Origin of the sequence: Citrobacter sp. Cpo109 (genome assembly GCF_030332565.1) — a bacterium.
Classification (GTDB): domain Bacteria; phylum Pseudomonadota; class Gammaproteobacteria; order Enterobacterales; family Enterobacteriaceae; genus Citrobacter; species Citrobacter portucalensis.
In genome coordinates, this window is sequence record NZ_JAOWHQ010000056.1 from 64,425 (window position 1) to 82,933 (window position 18,509).

An 18,509-nucleotide genomic window follows, 5' to 3' on the forward strand; every position below is an offset into this window, starting at 1 on the left:
AATCAGGACGAAAAATGAAAAAGTACCAGCGACTGGCAGAGCAAATTCGCGATCAAATTGCGTCTGGCGTATGGCAGCCAGGCGATCGCTTGCCATCTTTGCGTGAGCAGGTGGTCAGCAGCGGAATGAGTTTTATGACTGTCGGACACGCATACCAGTTGCTGGAAAGCCAGGGGCGGATTATCGCCCGACCGCAGTCGGGTTATTATGTCGCCGCGCGCCCGGAACGTGAACTGGCAGCGCCGCAGGTGCAGGTCATGCGCGATGAAGCGGTGGATATCAATACCTACATTTTTGATATGTTGCAGGCCAGCCGGGATGCGTCAGTGATGCCCTTTGCCTCCGCATTCCCCGACCCGCGGCTGTTTCCACTCCAGCAGTTGAATCGCTCGTTGGCGCAGGTGAGTAAAACTGCCACCGCCATGAGCGTGATTGAAAACCTGCCGCCGGGGAATGCTGAGCTGCGTCATGCCATTGCCCGTCGCTATGCTCAACAGGGGATGACCATTTCACCTGACGAAATCGTCATCACCACCGGCGCGCTGGAAGCCCTTAATCTGAGCCTGCAAGCGGTCACTGAACCGGGTGACTGGGTGATTGTCGAAAACCCCTGTTTTTACGGGGCGTTGCAGGCCCTGGAACGATTACGTCTGAAGGCGTTGTCGGTGGCCACCGACGTTAAAGAGGGGATCGATCTTGCTGCGTTGGAGCAGGCGTTGCAGGAGTACCCGGTAAAAGCCTGCTGGCTAATGACCAACAGCCAAAACCCACTGGGTTTTACGCTCAGCGCAGAGAAAAAGGCGCGTCTGGTCGCCTTGCTGGAAAAATACCACGTAATGTTGATTGAAGATGATGTTTACAGCGAGTTGTACTTTGGCCGCGAAAAACCGTTGCCTGCCAAAGCCTGGGATCGCGCCGACAGTGTTCTGCATTGTTCGTCTTTCTCGAAGTGCCTGGTGCCAGGATTTCGTATTGGCTGGGTAGCAGCAGGGAAACATGCCCGGCGTATTCAGCGACTCCAGCTAATGAGCACCTTATCTACCAGTTCACCCATGCAGCTTGCCCTTGTTGATTATCTTTCAACCCGGCGCTATGACGCGCATCTGCGGCGCTTGCGTCGGCAACTGGCGGAACGTAAACAACAGGCCTGGCAAACGCTGCTGCGTCATCTTCCGGCGGAAGTCAAAATTCACCACAACGACAGCGGTTATTTTCTGTGGCTGGAGCTGCCGGAACCGCTTGATGCCGGTGTGCTCAGTACCCATGCGCTGGCACACCACATCAGTATTGCGCCGGGGAAAATGTTCTCGACCTCGGGAAGCTGGACACGTTTTTTTCGTTTTAATACTGCATGGCACTGGGGAGATCGCGAAGAGCAGGCCGTAAAACAGCTTGGTAAATTAATTCGTGAAATGATGAAATAAACCATAACACGCTATTCAATATAAATGAATAGCGTGTTCTTATTTTCGAAATAGTGAATGCCGAACCACGGTATTATTTATATCGGGTGCGTCCATACAAAATATCAATAGTTAATACTTTGCCACCTCTGCGTCTAACTCCTTGTCTATACTCCAGAAGATTACCCCCTGGTCAGAGTCTGTAGCGTAATGAGCGTTAGCTCACAACCTGATTAAATTTCCTTGCGCCAGCAGGAACGCTTACAACACCCCGACTATTTTTAGAAAAGGACATATATTTACGGCAAGGCTGCCGCTCAATATTTTTTAGACAGGAGTAAGACGTTATGAGCAAGCAGTTTGCCCTCAGTAGCCTGTGCGCACTCAGTATGACGCTGATGACTGCGCAGGCAGCCGAACCCCCCACATCATTAGATAAACCGGAAGGCCGCCTGGATATTATTGCCTGGCCGGGTTATATCGAACGTGGGCAAACCGATAAACAATATGACTGGGTCTCACAGTTTGAGAAAGATACCGGCTGCGTGGTTAATGTAAAAACGGCAGCCACATCTGATGAAATGGTCAGCCTGATGGCAAAAGGCGGCTACGACCTGGTTACCGCTTCTGGTGATGCCTCACTGCGCCTGATTATGGGAAAACGCGTTCAGCCAATTAATACCGCGCTGATCCCTAACTGGAAAACCATCGATCCACGCGTGGTAAAAGGCGAATGGTTTAACGTTGGCGGAAAAGTTTATGGCACACCGTACCAGTGGGGACCAAACCTGCTGATGTATAACACCAAAATTTTCCCAACGCCGCCGGATAGCTGGAGCGTGGTGTTTGTTGAGCAAAAACTTGAGGATGGGAAAAGCAATAAAGGGCGCGTTCAGGCCTACGATGGCCCGATCTATATTGCCGATGCCGCGTTATTCGTTAAAGCCACTCAGCCGCAGTTGGGTATTACCGATCCCTATCAGCTCACTGAAAAACAGTATCAGGCGGTGATCAAAGTCCTGAGCGATCAGCACGCGCTGATCCATCGCTATTGGCACGATACCACCGTGCAAATGAGCGATTTCAAAAACGAAGGCGTGGTAGCGTCAAGCGCCTGGCCTTATCAGGCTAACGCCTTGAAAGGCGAAGGTCAGCCAATTGCCACGGTCTTCCCAAAAGAAGGGGTTACCGGATGGGCTGATACCACCATGCTGCACAGTGAAGCGAAACACCCGGTTTGTGCTTACAAATGGATGAACTGGTCATTAACCCCGAAAGTACAGGGCGACGTAGCGGCCTGGTTTGGTTCTCTGCCAGTAGTGCCTGAAGGTTGTAAAGCCAGCCCGTTACTGGGTGAAAAAGGCTGTGAAACCAACGGCTATAGTTATTTCGACAAAATTGCCTTCTGGAAAACGCCGATTGCCGAAGGTGGAAAATTCGTTCCTTACAGTCGCTGGACGCAGGATTACATCGCCATTATGGGCGGTCGTTAATTCCGCTGGGGGTTTTATGACGTACGCAGTGGAGTTTCATAACGTCTCGCGTTTGTATGGGGATGTTCGAGCAGTTGATGGGGTAAGTATTGCGATTAACGACGGTGAGTTTTTCTCTATGCTGGGGCCATCCGGCTCCGGCAAGACCACCTGTCTGCGCCTGATTGCTGGGTTTGAACAACTGTCAGGCGGCGCAATCACTATTTTTGGTAAACAGGCCAGCGAATTGCCGCCCTGGGAGCGGGATGTAAATACGGTATTTCAGGATTACGCGTTATTCCCGCACATGTCGATTCTCGACAACGTCGCTTACGGGCTGATGGTCAAAGGCATCGATAAAAAACAGCGCCACGCCAAAGCGCGAGAGGCGTTGGATAAAGTTGCGCTCGGTTTTGTTTATGAACGCAAACCGTCGCAACTTTCCGGTGGTCAGCGGCAGCGCGTGGCGATTGCCCGGGCGCTGGTCAATGAGCCGCGCGTCCTGCTGTTGGATGAACCGCTCGGGGCATTGGATCTCAAACTGCGTGAGCAGATGCAGCTGGAGCTGAAGAAATTACAGCAATCCCTTGGTATCACCTTCATTTTCGTCACTCACGATCAGGGGGAAGCCCTGTCGATGTCCGATCGTGTGGCGGTGTTTAATAACGGTCGCATCGAACAAGTGGATTCTCCGCGCGAACTGTACATGCGTCCGCGGACACCGTTTGTGGCAAGTTTCGTCGGGACGTCCAATGTCTTTGATGCCACGATGTCAGCGAACGTTTGCGGGCTACAGGGGATGTTCTCCCTGCGTCCGGAACATATTCGTTTGAATGATGCCGGGGGAGAAGTCCAGGCTACGGGAGTTATCCAGGCGGTGCAGTACCAGGGCGCGGCGACGCGGTTTGAGCTAAAACTGGCCGGTGGTGAAAAGTTGCTAGTTAGCCAGGCGAACCTGACGGGCGAAATGCTGCCCTCAACGTTGTCGCCAGGTCAGCAGGTGATGGCATCCTGGTCACGCGACGTGATGGTACCGCTGGTTGAGGAGAGGTGAATGGCTATGAACGTCTTACATTCGCCTCCACAGTCGACCAACCTGAACCGGATCTCAGGTTACTTCTGGCGTAATCCGGGGCTGGGGCTGTTTTTGCTGCTCCTCGGACCGCTGATGTGGTTTGGCATCGTCTACTTTGGCTCATTACTGACACTGTTGTGGCAAGGTTTTTATACCTTCGACGATTTCACCATGTCGGTCACACCAGACCTGACGCTGGCGAATTTGCAGGCGCTGTTTAATCCCGCTAACTACGACATCATTTTGCGCACTCTGACGATGGCGGTAGCGGTCACCATCGCCAGCGCGATTCTGGCGTTTCCGATGGCGTGGTATATGGCTCGCTATACCAGCGGCAAAATGAAGGCTTTTTTTTACATTGCCGTAATGTTGCCAATGTGGGCCAGCTACATCGTTAAAGCCTATGCGTGGACGCTGCTGTTGGCTAAAGACGGCGTGGCGCAGTGGTTTTTAACCCACCTTGGGCTGGAGCCGTTGCTGCTTTCGTTCCTGACATTACCTGCGGTAGGCGGCAATACGCTGTCGACTTCAGGGTTAGGGCGTTTCCTGGTGTTCGTCTATATCTGGCTGCCGTTTATGATCCTGCCGGTACAGGCCGCGCTGGAGAGACTTCCGCCGTCGCTGTTACAGGCTTCTGCTGATTTGGGCGCGCGTCCGCGTCAAACCTTCCGCTATGTGGTGCTTCCATTGGCGATACCGGGCATTGCAGCGGGTTCGATCTTTACCTTCTCTCTGACGTTGGGCGACTTTATTGTGCCGCAACTGGTGGGACCGCCGGGCTATTTCATCGGCAACATGGTGTATTCACAACAAGGGGCGATCGGCAATATGCCGATGGCGGCGGCATTTACTCTGGTGCCGATTGTGTTAATCGCACTGTATCTGGCGTTCGTGAAGCGTCTGGGAGCTTTCGATGCACTCTGAACGCGCACCCTGGCTACTCAAACTGGCGGCATGGGGCGGGGTTATTTTCCTGCACTTTCCCATCCTCATCATCGCCACCTATGCTTTTAATACTGAGGAGGCTGCTTTTAGTTTTCCACCCCAGGGATTAACGCTGCGGTGGTTTAGCGTTGCTGCGCAGCGTAGCGATATCCTGGAGTCTGTGACGTTGTCACTTAAGATCGCTGCGTTGTCCACAGCTATTGCCCTTGTTCTGGGGACGCTGGCCGCGGCCGCGCTGTGGCGTAGGGACTTTTTTGGCAAAAGTGCAATATCGCTGTTGCTACTGTTGCCGATCGCGCTGCCGGGCATTATTACCGGCCTTGCGCTGTTGACGGCGTTTAAAACCATCAACCTGGAACCGGGTTTTCTCACGATCGTGGTGGGCCATGCGACGTTTTGCGTGGTGGTGGTGTTTAACAACGTTGTGGCGCGTTTTCGCCGTACCTCATGGAGTCTGGTCGAAGCGTCTATGGATCTTGGCGCCAATGGCTGGCAAACCTTTCGTTATGTCGTGCTGCCAAATCTGGCATCGGCACTTCTGGCGGGGGGGATGCTGGCGTTTGCCTTGTCGTTTGATGAAATCATCGTGACAACGTTCACCGCCGGACATGAAAGAACACTTCCTCTGTGGCTGCTCAATCAATTGGGTCGTCCACGGGATGTGCCGGTCACCAACGTTGTGGCATTGCTGGTAATGCTGGTGACAACACTGCCAATTTTAGGGGCCTGGTGGCTAACGCGTGAAGGCGACACTCTCGCCGGAAACGGTAAATAAACGACGATATGGGAAATTGCTATGCAACATCAATTACTGATTAATGGCGAGCTGGTCAACGGTGAAGGTGAAAAGCAGCCAGTCTATAACCCTGCCACTGGTGAACTCATTCTGGAGATTGCTGAGGCGTCAGCCATGCAGGTTGATGCCGCTGTACGTGCAGCAGACGCCGCGTTTGCCACCTGGGGGCAAACCACGCCGAAAGTCCGCTCTGAACTGCTGCTGAAACTGGCGGATGCTATTGCTGATAACGCGCAAACCTTCGCTGAGCTGGAATCACTTAACTGCGGTAAACCGCTGCACTGTGTTCTCAACGATGAAATTCCCGCTATTGTCGATGTTTTCCGCTTCTTCGCCGGTGCGGCGCGTACCCTGCAAGGACAGGCGGCCGGTGAATATCTGGAAGGGCATACCTCGATGATTCGCCGTGATCCACTGGGCGTGGTGGCCTCTATTGCGCCGTGGAACTATCCGCTGATGATGGCGGCGTGGAAGCTGGCTCCAGCGTTGGCTGCGGGAAACTGCGTGGTGATTAAACCGTCAGAAATTACCCCGCTGACGGCGCTTAAATTAGCCGAATTCGCCAAAGACATTTATCCGGCTGGCGTGATTAACGTGCTGTTTGGTCGCGGTAAAACGGTGGGCGATCCGCTGACCGGCCATGAAAAAGTGCGCATGGTTTCGCTGACCGGCTCCATTGCAACCGGCGAACACATTATTCAGCACACCGCGCCGTCAATTAAGCGTACGCATATGGAACTGGGCGGAAAAGCTCCGGTGATCATTTTTGATGATGCCGATCTGGATGCAGTGGTGAGCGGCGTGCGGACCTTTGGTTATTACAACGCCGGGCAAGACTGTACCGCCGCTTGCCGAATTTATGCCCAGAAAGGCATTTATGATGCACTGGTCGAAAAACTTGGCGCCGCCGTTGCCAGCCTGAAAATCGGTCCGCCGAATGATGAATCGACCGAGCTGGGACCGGTGAGCTCGCAGGCACATCTCGATCGCGTGACTAAAGCGGTCGATGAGGCTAAAGCGTTGAGCCATATTAAGGTCATCACCGGCGGTAAAAAAGTGGATGGTTCAGGCTACTATTTTGCCCCGACGCTGCTTGCTGGGGCGAAGCAGGACGATGCCATCGTACAGCGGGAAGTTTTCGGTCCGGTGGTCAGCGTGACCGTATTTGATGATGAAGATCAGGTGCTGGCATGGGCCAACGATTCGAAATACGGCCTGGCATCCTCCGTCTGGACCCGGGATGTTGGGCGAGCGCATCGCTTTAGCGCTCGCCTGCAATATGGTTGCACCTGGGTCAATACCCATTTCACGCTGGTTAGCGAGATGCCGCACGGTGGGCAAAAACAGTCCGGCTATGGAAAGGATATGTCGGTTTATGGGCTGGAGGATTACACGGTTATTCGCCATGTTATGATCAAGCATGAGTAATATCTTAAGCGCGATCGGCGAATGGGGCACGGATAGCTAAATATTGGCATACGTGTGTCTATACTATTCGCGCCACTGGCCTCGTCGCCATCGGACGGCGGTAAGTTGGAAATATCCGCGAGGTCAGGCTAATTGATACAACAAAGCCCCAGCATATAGCCGGGGCTTTGTGCTTTCAGGATCGCCATCGGGTTTATCTGCGGCCCAGGCTGCAAAGCCAGGCGAGTAGGGCACAGACGCTCAGAACCAGCCCCAGTTGCTGCACCATGCCTGCTAAACCCAGCATCATCCCAAGTAACAGGTAATAGCTTAATCCGAACAAAGCACCGGCGGCCCCGACCTGTTCACGGTAGTGACGCAGCGCCTGACTCAGCACATTGGGAATGGCGATACCATAGGCAATCACCACGCCGAACACCGGAATCAGGATCCACGCGGAGTGCTGTAAACACCATGCGACGAGACCTGACAACACTGCCAGCACACAGGCATAACGTACCAGTCGCTCCGGCGTCAGAGCTGTCGTTAACAGTCTTCGGTTCAGCAGGCTACCTGACAGAGAAGCAAACGCAAGTAGCAACCCCGTCCAGCCAAAGGCTCTGGAGCTCCATCCTAATTGCCCAAAAAGAAACGGTGCCAGGCTGTAATAGCTAAACAGCATGGTGTTCAGCAGGGCAACCAGCATGGCGTTTTTCCGCAACTCACTGTCCCGCATCATGCGGGAAAATAGCGCGGCAAGCTTCGGGCTGAGCGTATGTTCGGGCCGGGTTTCTGGCAGCATGGTCGCTGTCAGTATTAGCAGTAGCAACGCCAACAGCACAAGGGCAACAAAGACACCGGTATGGCCGTACAGACTCACTAACCAACCTCCGCTTAGCAGGCCAAAAACCGGACTCAATGCCAGCGCGGCCCCCATCACGGAAAAGACGCGGGATAGCGCAGTTGATTCATAACTGTCCCTTAGCATGGTCTGTACCACGACCGACCCCGCAGCCGCACCGACGGCGGAGATCATCCGTGCCAGCAGCAAAACGCTGAAGTCGGTGGCAACAACGGCCAATGCGCAACCTGTTCCATAGCAGATAAGCCCTGCCAACATCGCCCAACGTCGTCCGATGCAGTCACTTAGCCAACCCCACATCGCTACGCCGACGGCAAAGGCAACAAAATAAACGGAGAGTGTTTGAGCCGCGCGCTCACTGCTTACGTGAAAAGAGGTAGCGATACCCGGCAATGCCGGGCTGTAAATGGTTTCCACCAGTTGTGGAAACATAATCAGTAGCGTAAGAAGCCACAGCGATGGGCGACGAAGTGTGTTCATAGCAATATCCAGAGAGACAGAAAACAGGCGGGCATTATTGCTGAAAGGGATATGTCGTATTACCATTATCAGGACTTTAAATATCAAATATCAGACAGATAATGAAAATTGCCCCTGATGATGCTTTTGATGCGGATAGCTTTGATAAACCGGTAATCGGTATTGCTGCCGATATGGGGGTACATGATTCCGGGCGGCACAGTCATCTTCGTCATCAGCTACTTTTTTCGGCAGCGGGAAGTATTACGATTGAGCTGGAGCAGGCCCTGTGTCTGCTACCGCCACGTCGTGCGGTTTGGATCCCGGCAGGCACGGTACATCGTGCCATAATGCGTGGTGTGATGGCTTATCGCTCTTTGTACTTTTCTACCGCATTGCCGTTATCTGAGTTACCGCTGCAGATAGTCGAAGTTAATCCGCTGTTTTTTGAAGTGATAGAACGTATGGCCTTCTGGCCATGGGAAATGCCTGCCGCACAGCAGTCCAGCCTCATTACCGTTTTTTGTGAGGAAATGCGTGCCGCCCGCACTGAAAACTGGACATTGCAGTATCCCTCAGATCCGCGGCTTAACGTGTGGCTCAAGGGATTACGCATGGGGGAATTGCCACCACGACTGAATCAATTGTCCCGACAGGTTGGGGCATGCGAGAGGACGATCAGCCGAATATTTATCAGGGATACCGGGATGAATTATCAGGACTGGCGGCAGCAATTTAGGCTGTTAAAAGCCATGGAGATGTTGGCTGACGGAGGCCATATCAGCCAGGTCGCGCAATATCTGGAGTTTGTCAGCGACAGTGCTTTTATTGCGTTCTTCCATCAACATACCGGCACAACACCTGGCCGATATTCGGGCAATATAATGCCGCAGAAGGATTAGGGGTATTACATATTAAGGATAATTTACCCAGTAATAGCAGAGTGGGAAGATCGTTTACTGATGGCAGAGAGAAGATCCTCTCTGCCAGCGGACGCTGCAATTAATCAAGAAGAGTTACATCAAGCAAACCAGCCGAACCTTGCGGATATCAGACTGAAAAGTCCTACAGCAGCAAATATATTTATCAGCACCACAGTTTTACTGGAAACATTCATTTTTGCCACCTTTCGTTTTAACCCTTATGGGTATAGTACGGCTTATAACTATCCGCAATAGTACGAATTCTGAACATAATGAAAATGGGTTGTTTTACAGCCGTTTTTCTTAAATTAATTAATAAAACTTGATGTGAGTCATGAAAAAGAGCATATTGCGCGCGATTTTCCCTTCTGGCCAGGATGCCTTAAATGTCCCTATACCAAAAAATGTTGGTTTTTTATGCGGTGATGGCCGTCATCACGGCAATCATCACCTGGTTTCTTTCCCGCGATAAAAAGCGGATCCGCTTTCTTAGCGCGGTATTAGTCGGGGCGACCTGGCCGATGAGTTTTCCCGTTGCGCTGATGTTTTCTCTTTTCTGATGACGGCGTATTCGCCGTTTCAGGAGAAAAGCAGGGCATCTAATCGTTTTTTGTCGGTTTCAGAGACATCCTGTGGGTGCTGATATCCCGCATTCTCATTCGCACGGGTGTACAAGGCAACCAGCCAGTCGTAAACGTAACGGCTTGCACCATGCGAGGGTTGTTCATCCAGCTTCGTCAGGCGTAACATCGGCGATTGCTTCGGCGCGCTAAAAATAGCCGATCCTTTTTGGATCCTGCTGGCAGGGCGCTGTTCCTCAGCAACGTCGGCAAATCCAAGCCAGGTAATAAAATCACCAATATCGGCGTGTAACTGCGCGGCACAGACATTTTCGCGCTGCATAATGCGCTGTAAGCGTTGTGGCATCTCCAGGCGATAGCTGGTGGTGACGAGAATGTCGGCAACCTGCCTTAACGTACGGGGATCGAGTCGTAAACGGCGGGCATTATTTTCATCGCGACACCACTGGCGCACGTGGTTAATCCACATTTTGTGTGCCTGATATCCGGTCTCCTGACTTTCCGGCGAGTGTAGTGTGTCACGCACCTCGGCAAACAGGTCAATCTCTTCATTAAATAAACCGCTTACCTGCTCCTCGCGAGGTTGCTGAATACGCAGCAGCGACTCAAAAATGCGCATCGGCGGGAGCAAACCATCCAGCAGTTCGCCATGTTTTGCCGCTTGCGCCTGTAACTGGCGGATCACCGACTCGTGGCTATCCGATTCAGCTTGAGCGGGATTAATCCAGCTTTTCAGAGTTTCGCGGATGCGCTGTTGATGCTGCTCGCGTAGAGAAGTCAACCTGGCCTGGCGCTGCTGTGGTGAGGTTGACTGAGTCAGCCATTCGACAAGACGTTGTAAGCTATGTTTATCCAGCGCCTGCAACGTACCCCAATGCAGCCCGGGCTTGCCCATTAATTGCTGCACGGATTCATCAAGGTTTTGCTGGGTACTAAAACGCGCATCCTGCGGGGTAATGGCCCAAACCACGCCCGGTAATGCGGCATCATGAACAGGTTGGGTATCGTTGACCCAGCCCAACAGCTTGCGGGTGATGGCGGGCGTCTGGGCGCGGGCAGAGACCGCGTTGCAGATTAAGAGCACATCCGGTTGCAGGTGCTGGCGATAATGTTCCAGCATCCAGCCTAATTTTGCCTGCCACAGTGGATGAGGATGAGCATCCGGGGCGAGGGGGATATCGAGCAGATCGACATTCTCCAGCACCGCGTCTTCAACCGTCAGGACCAGCTCGCGCGTGAGCAGCGCCAGTGACGACAAAGAAAGGCTGACCGCATTGAGCAACTGATGATTGTCAATGGGATGAACCACCACATCGCTTTGCGCCTCATTATTGCCGGTCAATGCCACCTGGGTCAGGAAACTTTCGGCCGGTAAACCAAAATGATCAACCAGCAGGCTCAGCGGGGCCGCTAATTCTTGCGCGTGTCCGGTTTGTTGCAACGTGTGCGCCAGCGCCAGCCACTGCTGCGTCAGCTCTGGTTGTTCTCCCCACAGTAACGCCCAGGCGTTTGCCCGGGTAGTCAGATCCAGTGCGGGCAGCAACGTGGCAAACTGATACCATAGTGCATCGTCAATTTGCTGCTGGTTTGCCGGTACGCAGGAGCGCCAGAAACGACCAATTGCCGCAACATCATGTGCGGTAATGCCCGGCACCGGGTGACGCTGACGCAGCGTTTGCCATTTTTCCAGGCGCGCCTCAATAATCGATTTCTCGACCTGTCGGTTGTCCGGGAGCGCGCTGAACTGGGCGATAAATAGCTGTACCAGTTCGGCTTCACTGAGTAACCGCAGACGCAACGGCCATTCGCTATCATGCGGATTTTCATCGCGCGTAAAGCGGATCGCCATATTGGTTGGTGCGTGGCCCGGATTAATATGCGAGAAATAATCAAAGCTGCGATCCGGGGTAACAATATTCACTTTGCCAGTGGCATTGCAGCACAATGCCGCCAGCAGATGTGCTTTTGCCGATTGTGAGTGTCCATATAACCCTATACATCCTTGCGATGAAAAGGTCGTCTTCAGCGCAGATTCACTCACTGCGGCTAGCGTAAGCTGTGCCAGCAGGGCATCCGCTTCATCATCAAGACGCACCGCACGTTGACGGGTATCAGCGACCCACTCTATGGCGGCCTGCGCGGTATTTAACATCTTACTCATTTCAGGTACACGCTCCCGCTATCAATCCAGTAATGGCTTCCGCTATGGCGACGGTCTGCCAGCGTATTCAGTTTTAACGTTAAGGCATTGGCGGCAACGGGGGTGCCATCCTGTAACCAGGCATCACTCAGGATGAAGAATTCCGGGCCACTTTCTTTGCTGCCGCCGCGTAGCTGCAGCCGAACATTCAACACGCCATCTCCGGCGATAGTTTTTGCCAGTTCGGCAGAGTTTATGCTGAGCGTATACAGCGGCGTGGCAGGCCAGCGGCTGTTTGCCAGTTGCCGGAATCCTAACGTCACGTTGCCACGTAACGGGAAATGCAGCCGGGCATCCAGTTTCGCCCCGGGTTTATCCAGATCAATATCGTGATACCAGATGTTCTCATCACGCAGGGTATTGACCGTATTATCCAGCACACCGAGGAAGCGTACGGTCGAGTAAGCGCCGATATCGGCAGCTTTAAAGTTAAATCGTGGCAAACGCAAATCCAGCGCCAGGCTGCACAGCATAGCGCCTACAGCAGCGGTGGATTTAGGGTTACCAATCCGCCCCTGTTGGCTGAACGGATACCACTCATGCACGCGGTAGTTATCCATCCAGATCATACGGTTAACCGGAACAGGTTGCAGATGGCGGATCAACGCCTGTACACCCGGTAAACAGGCGGGCCTGCCGGTCACTAATAAGATATCGCAGCGATAATGTGAAATGGCCTCACAAACCGCGTGCAGCGGGGAAGTCAGGGTAAATTGACCCGCTAACAGTGCTTCTTGTAACTGCCTGAACTGTACCTGTAACGGCACGCTCAGAACATCAAACGCTGGCGACCCTGCTGGCAACGCATGGTCGATAGCCTGTTGGATGTAGTTCATCACGTTGCGCGTGGGTTGTTGACTCAGGAGTTCGCCAAAGGTGGCATGTAGCCCGGCGACCGGATCGTTAATATCGCTTTGTTCCCAGGCAGAGAGGACCGCATGACCAAGCGGCATAAAGAGCTGCAACGCCGTTTGTTGACGCAAAATCGCCTGGGTGTCAATGCGCCCGGAATCGCCAAACAGCGTGGCCAGCAATGCGGCGGCGTCGGTCACGCCAGCCTGTTGTAAGCGGGTTTGCAGCGCAGGCAACACGCAGCGCTGAATCACGTCCAGCAGCATGTCATCGCCCGCAACTTTAAAACCTTCACGGAACAGCAGATGCGGGGTAATTTTGACATTCGCGCCAACGCCGTCATCAAGCTGGTAATGAACGACAGCCATATCCGTTGTCCCGCCGCCAATATCGATCGATGCCACGCGCAGTGCTCGACCTTTAGTCTCACCAGGCTCCGGCAAACGGTCCGGGCGGGCAAGGGCGTTAAAGAACGATTCGGTGTGGCCATCGTAGTGTGAGATAGCCTCGTTATACAGCCACACCAGTTGCCCGCAGCTGGCTTCATCCCATTCCATCTGAATTTCAGGTACGGGAACCACACTCTTTTCCTGCTGCTTACGGGTGGTGAAGTCTTCATCCTGCGGGTGCCAGCCCATCGCTTTCCAGACCAGGGCAATAGCTTCAAACATGCGCAGGCGGAAAATCTCGCGCTCCTGTTTGGGCATCGCCGACGGTAGGGTCAGGATCAGCGTCCGCAACTGACGAGGAGACGCCGGGAATCCGAGGCGCAAACGCGTCGCTACGCTGTTAATTTGCCCCAGCGCCTGGGCCAGTATTTCGCACAGCATATGCGTCATCAGCGTGCTGCGGCTGTATTGTGGTGAGAACACTGGTAGACGATCGTCCTGCGGCAGGCTGAACAGCGGTTGCCCGTCATCGTTCATCAGGTTCATCAGCGGGAAGGCGGTAGCCAGCGGTTCGCGCTGGGTTTTGCCATTCATCTGGCTAAAGCGCCAGTCATGCAGCACCGGCGTTTCATCCCACAGATAGCGGCGCGGGCTTGAGATCCCACTGTTGCCCTCGGTGCCCATACGCTGCATCGCCAGCTTACGGGCTTCATCACCCACACGCACAATCGACGGCCAGATAAAGGCGTCATCACGTCCGCTCTCAACGGAAAAGTGCTGCTTACCAAAGCGCGCTTCGGAAAACTCCAGCCGACTGGTGAATAGCGGATCGTTGAGGAACTGCGGCTCGCTTAACGAACGGACCTGCAATTCAGCGGTCTGACGCAGCCCGTCATTGGCATCCCCGTGATCTTCAATCAGGACACCACAGGTATGGGTATTACCGATATCCAAAATAAGATCGACGGGAATGGCGGGTGTGCTAAGGGTGTGCGTAACCAGTTTCACTTCCGGGACAGAAAGCTGCTCACCTAACAGGGTCAGCACATTCAGCCAGTGCGCCTGGTATTCAAAGTTACGCAGCGCCTGCTGGATCTCTTGTTCTGAGCGGTTCTCATGTTGGGTGACATGGTGCATAAAAGATTCGCGCAACCAGCCGTCAATCCAGGTCTGGTCAAGGAAATCAGCAATTTCGTTGTCATGCCAGGCCAGCGCAAACCGTGTACCGTTAAGCAGATCATTTTCGTTGGGGGTTAACGCCGCAGGGGCATTTTCAGTAAGCTGGCTGTCCAGCGCTACGGTAACACGGTGGGTGTTGCCCGCGCTGTCCGGCTGCGCCAGCTTTCGCACCTGCACGCGTGCCCAGTTATCCGGACCTTCAACAAACGTACGCGGCGGGTTAAAGCGCAGAAACGGCAGCGGCAGCCAGACGCCGTCGAGCACGTCCAGCGAATAATGTAACGTCTGGGTACTTTCCGGCTTCACCACTTCGGGTTGTGCGCCGGTGCTGCCCGGTAGGGTATAGCGTCCTGACGTCAGATCGAAGTCCAGTCGCAGTAGCGGACCGTTTGCCGTTTTGCGCACAAAGCGTCCATGGTGCGCAGATTCCTGCGGCGTGAGGCCGAAATCCAGAAATTGTACACCGCTATTGGCGATGAGCGTCACGCTCTGTTTGTAATCACACAGATTCACCAACATAAAATCAGGCACCTATCTTTTTGATCGTCAGAGGGATTTCCGCGTGATCGTCATAACGCGCGGTACAGGCGGCGACGTCGTTGGTTCCCGCTTTACAGGTAATTTCAGGCATCGGATAACGTGACCCGTCGGTACAACGGGCATTGCCGCGACTCTTAATCATTAATTCACCCGACTGGTGCAAACCGGAGAAAATCTCGGCACGACAAACAATATTGTCACCATGAACCACGCGTGCAGTGCCTTTATTGGCCTGGATCTGATAGCGCAGGGACGGCGCTTTGCCGCTCACCGGATCTTTAACATCGACCATGACGCGCCAGTTACCGTTGAGAAAACGTGTCGTTCCTGCCTTCATCTGGTTGGCATCCATCACCAGTGCATCTTTTGGAATTGCGGCAATCACCACCGGTCCTTCGGCAGGTTTCTCTTTCTTCACAGCGGGAGTCACTTCAGCACGATGCAGGGGCAGTGCAGATGTCAGTGCTGGCAGCGGTGCCATATCAACCTTAGCGACTTCAACAGCGGCGACTGCGGGTCCGGGCTGGGCGGTCTGTTGCTTCCACAGCAGCGGCCCAACGATGGCTGCAATAATCACTGCGGCAACGGGCAGGCTCCACAGCGGCAGGCGGCGTATGGGCTTCTCCTGTAACGGGGGCGCAGTAACTTCAGGTTCGTTAACAATGACCGGGGGTTGAGGTTCAGGTTCAGTCGGTTTTGGCAGATCAACGACCGGCGTCAGTAAGGGGGCATCGGCCTCGGCAAAGGTAATTTCCGGTGCGATTTCTTCTTCCTGTTCTGGCTCTGCTACGGTAACCACAGGAGGAACATCGGCAATGCGCAGGCAGTCGAGGACATCGTCGCGGGGATTTTCATTCAAATTGACGAAGCCCCAGAACGTGATAACGGGTTTGCCATCAACCAGAAATACGTGGTTTTCACCGGGAAACTGGATGGCTTTTTCGAGCAGCGAGCCAAATAGCTGTAGCGAGGTTTTCCCCGATTGCAGACTTTTACGGCTCAGGGTCGCCGCATTTTCCAGCGTGCTTCCCAGATAGCGCAGCGCACGAAAACGTGCCTCTTCATCAGCGGCTTTCCACGCCACGGCTTTCCCTTCTATCGGGGAATACCAGTCAACCCGATCGCCGCTGTCGTTAATTTGTGGGATCGCCAGACAATCCACCATCGCCTGCTGTTTACGCAGACGAAGCGTTTCACGAATTTGCAATGCTGAATCAAACACGGCCTGACCACCGCCGCCCACGGCCTGATAGTCATCCAAATTGCCGCTGCGCAAGAGAGTTTTTGCCACGTTGTTACCCCTTAGACTTCTTCACGTATCTACTTTACGTTTTATAAAAACGAGCAAACGGCGAAAGAGAGGCAAAAAGGGGCTAATTTTCATGGCATAGAGTGCCGGGAAAAATCTTGACGTTTTGAAAAAGACTTAAGGGAAATTAATTCGCTTAGGGTGATGAATTATTCAGCGAAATACACCGGATTAGAATAACCTGATAGTGATTTGTTATTGGTCAGTTTTTGTCAGCTATGCTCTGATATCCCTGTTAATAATAAAATAAGAAGGCTTATAACCATGATTGCAAGGAAAACGATACTCGCGCTGGCTCTCAGCGCCGTCTTACCGTCAGGCGCTGCGTTCGCGGCCAATACTGACACCATCATCTATTGCTCTGAAGCATCGCCGGAGTCATTTAACCCGCAAATCGCCAGTTCAGGTCCTTCATTTGTGGCCAGTTCACAGGTGCTCTACAACCGACTCATCAACTTTGATCCGGTAAAGAATACCCCGATACCGTCTCTGGCAACGGACTGGACGATTTCCCCGGACGGTAAGACTTACACGTTTACCCTGCGTCAGGGCGTGAAATTCAACAGTAATAAATTCTTTAAACCGACCCGCGACTTCAACGCTGATGATGTGATTTTCTCGGTATTACGGCAGAAAGATGCCGATCATCCGTATCACAAGGTTTCTCAGGGAAGCTACGAATACTTTAACGATGTCGGTCTGGATAAACTGATTAAAGAAGTGAAGAAGGTTGATGATTTTCACGTTCAGTTTGTCCTCAATGAACCTAATGCCGCGTTTCTTGCCGACTGGGGTATGGATTTTGCCTCCATCCTTTCTGCGGAATATGCCGATGCGATGCTGAAAAAAGGCACCCCGGAAAACGTCGATAACTGGCCGATTGGCACCGGGCCTTACGTGTTGCAACAGTACAAGCAGGACTCGCAAATCCGCTATCTTGCCAACCCTAACTACTGGGATGGCGCCGTTCCAACGAAGCACCTGATCTTCTCAATCACGCCAAACGTCCAGACGCGGCTGGCAAAACTGCAAACCAATGAGTGCCAGATAATCCCGGCGCCAGCCCCCGTACAGTTTGACGAGATTAAAAAGAATAAAGATTTGACGCTGCATTCGGTTGAAGCGCTGAACGTCGGATATCTGGCGTTTAATACTGAGAAAAAACCGTTTGATAACGTACTGGTGCGTCAGGCGCTAAACTACGCGACCGATAAAAAGGCCATTATTAACGCCGTCTTTTTAGGTTCCGGTACGGTGGCAAAATCGCCGATTCCGCCGAATATGATGGGCTTCAATAAAGATCTGCAGGATTACACTTACGACCTGCAAAAGGCGAAAGATCTGCTGAAGCAGGCGGGGCTGGAAAACGGCTTTGAAGCGACGCTGTGGTCAATGCCGGTTCAGCGCCCTTACAACCCGAACTCCCGACGGATTGCTGAGATGATCCAGAGCGACTGGGCAAAGGTGGGCGTGAAGGCGAAAATTGTGTCGTACGAGTGGGGGGAATATCTCTCCGGAATGCGTAAAGGTGAGCATGACACCGCGTTGTTTGGCTGGATGTCAGACAACGGCGATCCGGATAACTTCGCCGATGTGCTGCTGGGCTGCGACAGCATAAAAACCGGATCTAACGCCGCGCGCTGGTGCGATAAAGAGTATAATTCGCTGGTTCAAAAGGCGAAGCTGGTGAGTAAACCGGAAGAGCGCGCCGCGCTTTACCAACAATCGCAAGAGATTTTCTACCAGCAGGCTCCGTGGATAGCCCTGGCAAACGGTAAAACGTTCTACGCTACGCGCAGCAACGTCAGCGGATACAGCGTCAGTCTGATGGGCAGTGATTTTTCAAAAGCAAAATTAAATTAATGAGTTAAGGAGAGGTTATGTCGCATCTGGATGAGGTCAGCGCACGTGTTGATGCCGCCATTGAAGAGAGCGTCATTACGCATATGAATGAATTGCTGATTGAGCTCAGCGATGATGTCGCGTTGAGCCGGGAAGACCGCTATACCCAGCAACAGCGTTTGCGTACGGCGATCGCACATCATGGCCGTCAGCATAAAGAAGATATGGAAGCCCGTCGCGAACAGTTGACCAAAGGCGGCACAATCCTCTGATAT

The 18,509-nt window shown here is 53.2% G+C and carries 15 protein-coding genes; 10 read left to right on the forward strand and 5 right to left on the reverse strand.

Annotated elements, in window-relative coordinates; genetic code table 11:
* Nucleotides 1-14: 14 nt before the first annotated feature.
* The 6 genes from OGY71_RS09950 to patD all read left to right on the forward strand — a co-directional run bounded on the left by OGY71_RS09950 (nucleotide 15) and on the right by patD (nucleotide 7,119).
* Entirely contained in the window at nucleotides 15-1,424 is a 1,410-nt protein-coding gene (locus OGY71_RS09950) for an aminotransferase-like domain-containing protein (protein WP_148361941.1), read from the forward strand.
* 326 nt (nucleotides 1,425-1,750) lie between these two features.
* Nucleotides 1,751-2,896, forward strand: coding sequence for a putative ABC transporter substrate-binding protein YdcS (ydcS, locus tag OGY71_RS09955; RefSeq protein ID WP_003833138.1), 1,146 nt, complete (start codon nucleotides 1,751-1,753; stop codon nucleotides 2,894-2,896).
* A 16-nt stretch (nucleotides 2,897-2,912) separates the two neighbouring features.
* Nucleotides 2,913-3,929, forward strand: coding sequence for an ABC transporter ATP-binding protein (locus OGY71_RS09960; protein WP_003833135.1), 1,017 nt, complete (start codon nucleotides 2,913-2,915; stop codon nucleotides 3,927-3,929).
* Entirely contained in the window at nucleotides 3,930-4,874 is a 945-nt protein-coding gene (locus OGY71_RS09965; RefSeq protein WP_003833133.1) for an ABC transporter permease, read from the forward strand.
* Complete coding sequence (locus tag OGY71_RS09970; RefSeq protein WP_003833129.1) at nucleotides 4,864-5,670, forward strand: ABC transporter permease; 807 nt, start codon at nucleotides 4,864-4,866, stop codon at nucleotides 5,668-5,670. Before OGY71_RS09965 ends, OGY71_RS09970 begins: the two co-directional genes overlap by 11 nt.
* Before the next feature lie 21 nt (nucleotides 5,671-5,691).
* On the forward strand, nucleotides 5,692-7,119 hold the full coding sequence (gene patD, locus OGY71_RS09975; protein ID WP_063940775.1) for an aminobutyraldehyde dehydrogenase: 1,428 nt from the start codon (nucleotides 5,692-5,694) through the stop codon (nucleotides 7,117-7,119).
* Nucleotides 7,120-7,312: 193 nt separating this feature from the next.
* Here the strand turns inward: patD and OGY71_RS09980 are convergent, their stop codons facing one another.
* Nucleotides 7,313-8,440 (reverse strand): multidrug effflux MFS transporter, encoded by a 1,128-nt coding sequence (locus OGY71_RS09980; protein WP_071445619.1) that lies wholly within the window; start codon nucleotides 8,438-8,440, stop codon nucleotides 7,313-7,315.
* A gap of 101 nt (nucleotides 8,441-8,541) precedes the next feature.
* On the opposite strand from OGY71_RS09980, the gene OGY71_RS09985 reads away from it, so the two are divergent.
* The gene (locus OGY71_RS09985) at nucleotides 8,542-9,321 is read left to right on the forward strand and encodes an AraC family transcriptional regulator (RefSeq protein ID WP_048214153.1); all 780 of its coding nucleotides are present in this window, start codon (nucleotides 8,542-8,544) and stop codon (nucleotides 9,319-9,321) included.
* Between the two features lie 119 nt (nucleotides 9,322-9,440).
* On the opposite strand, the gene yncL is transcribed toward OGY71_RS09985, so the two are convergent.
* Nucleotides 9,441-9,536, reverse strand: coding sequence for a stress response membrane protein YncL (gene yncL / locus OGY71_RS09990; RefSeq protein ID WP_071524268.1), 96 nt, complete (start codon nucleotides 9,534-9,536; stop codon nucleotides 9,441-9,443).
* Between the two features lie 192 nt (nucleotides 9,537-9,728).
* Between yncL and OGY71_RS09995 the strand changes: the two genes are divergently transcribed.
* On the forward strand, nucleotides 9,729-9,902 hold the full coding sequence (locus tag OGY71_RS09995) for a GhoT/OrtT family toxin (RefSeq protein ID WP_003020198.1): 174 nt from the start codon (nucleotides 9,729-9,731) through the stop codon (nucleotides 9,900-9,902).
* Between the two features lie 19 nt (nucleotides 9,903-9,921).
* On the opposite strand, the gene OGY71_RS10000 is transcribed toward OGY71_RS09995, so the two are convergent.
* From OGY71_RS10000 to OGY71_RS10010, 3 genes are read right to left on the reverse strand one after another with little or no spacing between them, the layout of a single operon-like run.
* Nucleotides 9,922-12,084: a virulence factor SrfC family protein gene (locus OGY71_RS10000; protein WP_286613240.1), complete on the reverse strand. Its 2,163-nt coding sequence runs from the start codon at nucleotides 12,082-12,084 to the stop codon at nucleotides 9,922-9,924.
* Nucleotides 12,081-15,062: a virulence factor SrfB gene (locus tag OGY71_RS10005; protein ID WP_126957581.1), complete on the reverse strand. Its 2,982-nt coding sequence runs from the start codon at nucleotides 15,060-15,062 to the stop codon at nucleotides 12,081-12,083. The genes OGY71_RS10000 and OGY71_RS10005 overlap by 4 nt, the downstream gene beginning before the upstream one ends.
* A gap of 4 nt (nucleotides 15,063-15,066) precedes the next feature.
* A complete protein-coding gene (locus OGY71_RS10010) occupies nucleotides 15,067-16,374 on the reverse strand; it encodes an SrfA family protein (protein WP_206159549.1) in 1,308 nt (435 codons plus the stop codon).
* Between the two features lie 282 nt (nucleotides 16,375-16,656).
* Here OGY71_RS10010 and OGY71_RS10015 point away from each other — a divergent pair, with 282 nt between their 5' ends.
* The gene (locus OGY71_RS10015; RefSeq protein WP_149335307.1) at nucleotides 16,657-18,255 is read left to right on the forward strand and encodes an ABC transporter substrate-binding protein; all 1,599 of its coding nucleotides are present in this window, start codon (nucleotides 16,657-16,659) and stop codon (nucleotides 18,253-18,255) included.
* 17 nt (nucleotides 18,256-18,272) lie between these two features.
* Nucleotides 18,273-18,506 (forward strand): YdcY family protein, encoded by a 234-nt coding sequence (locus OGY71_RS10020; RefSeq protein ID WP_003020183.1) that lies wholly within the window; start codon nucleotides 18,273-18,275, stop codon nucleotides 18,504-18,506.
* Nucleotides 18,507-18,509 lie beyond the last annotated feature (3 nt).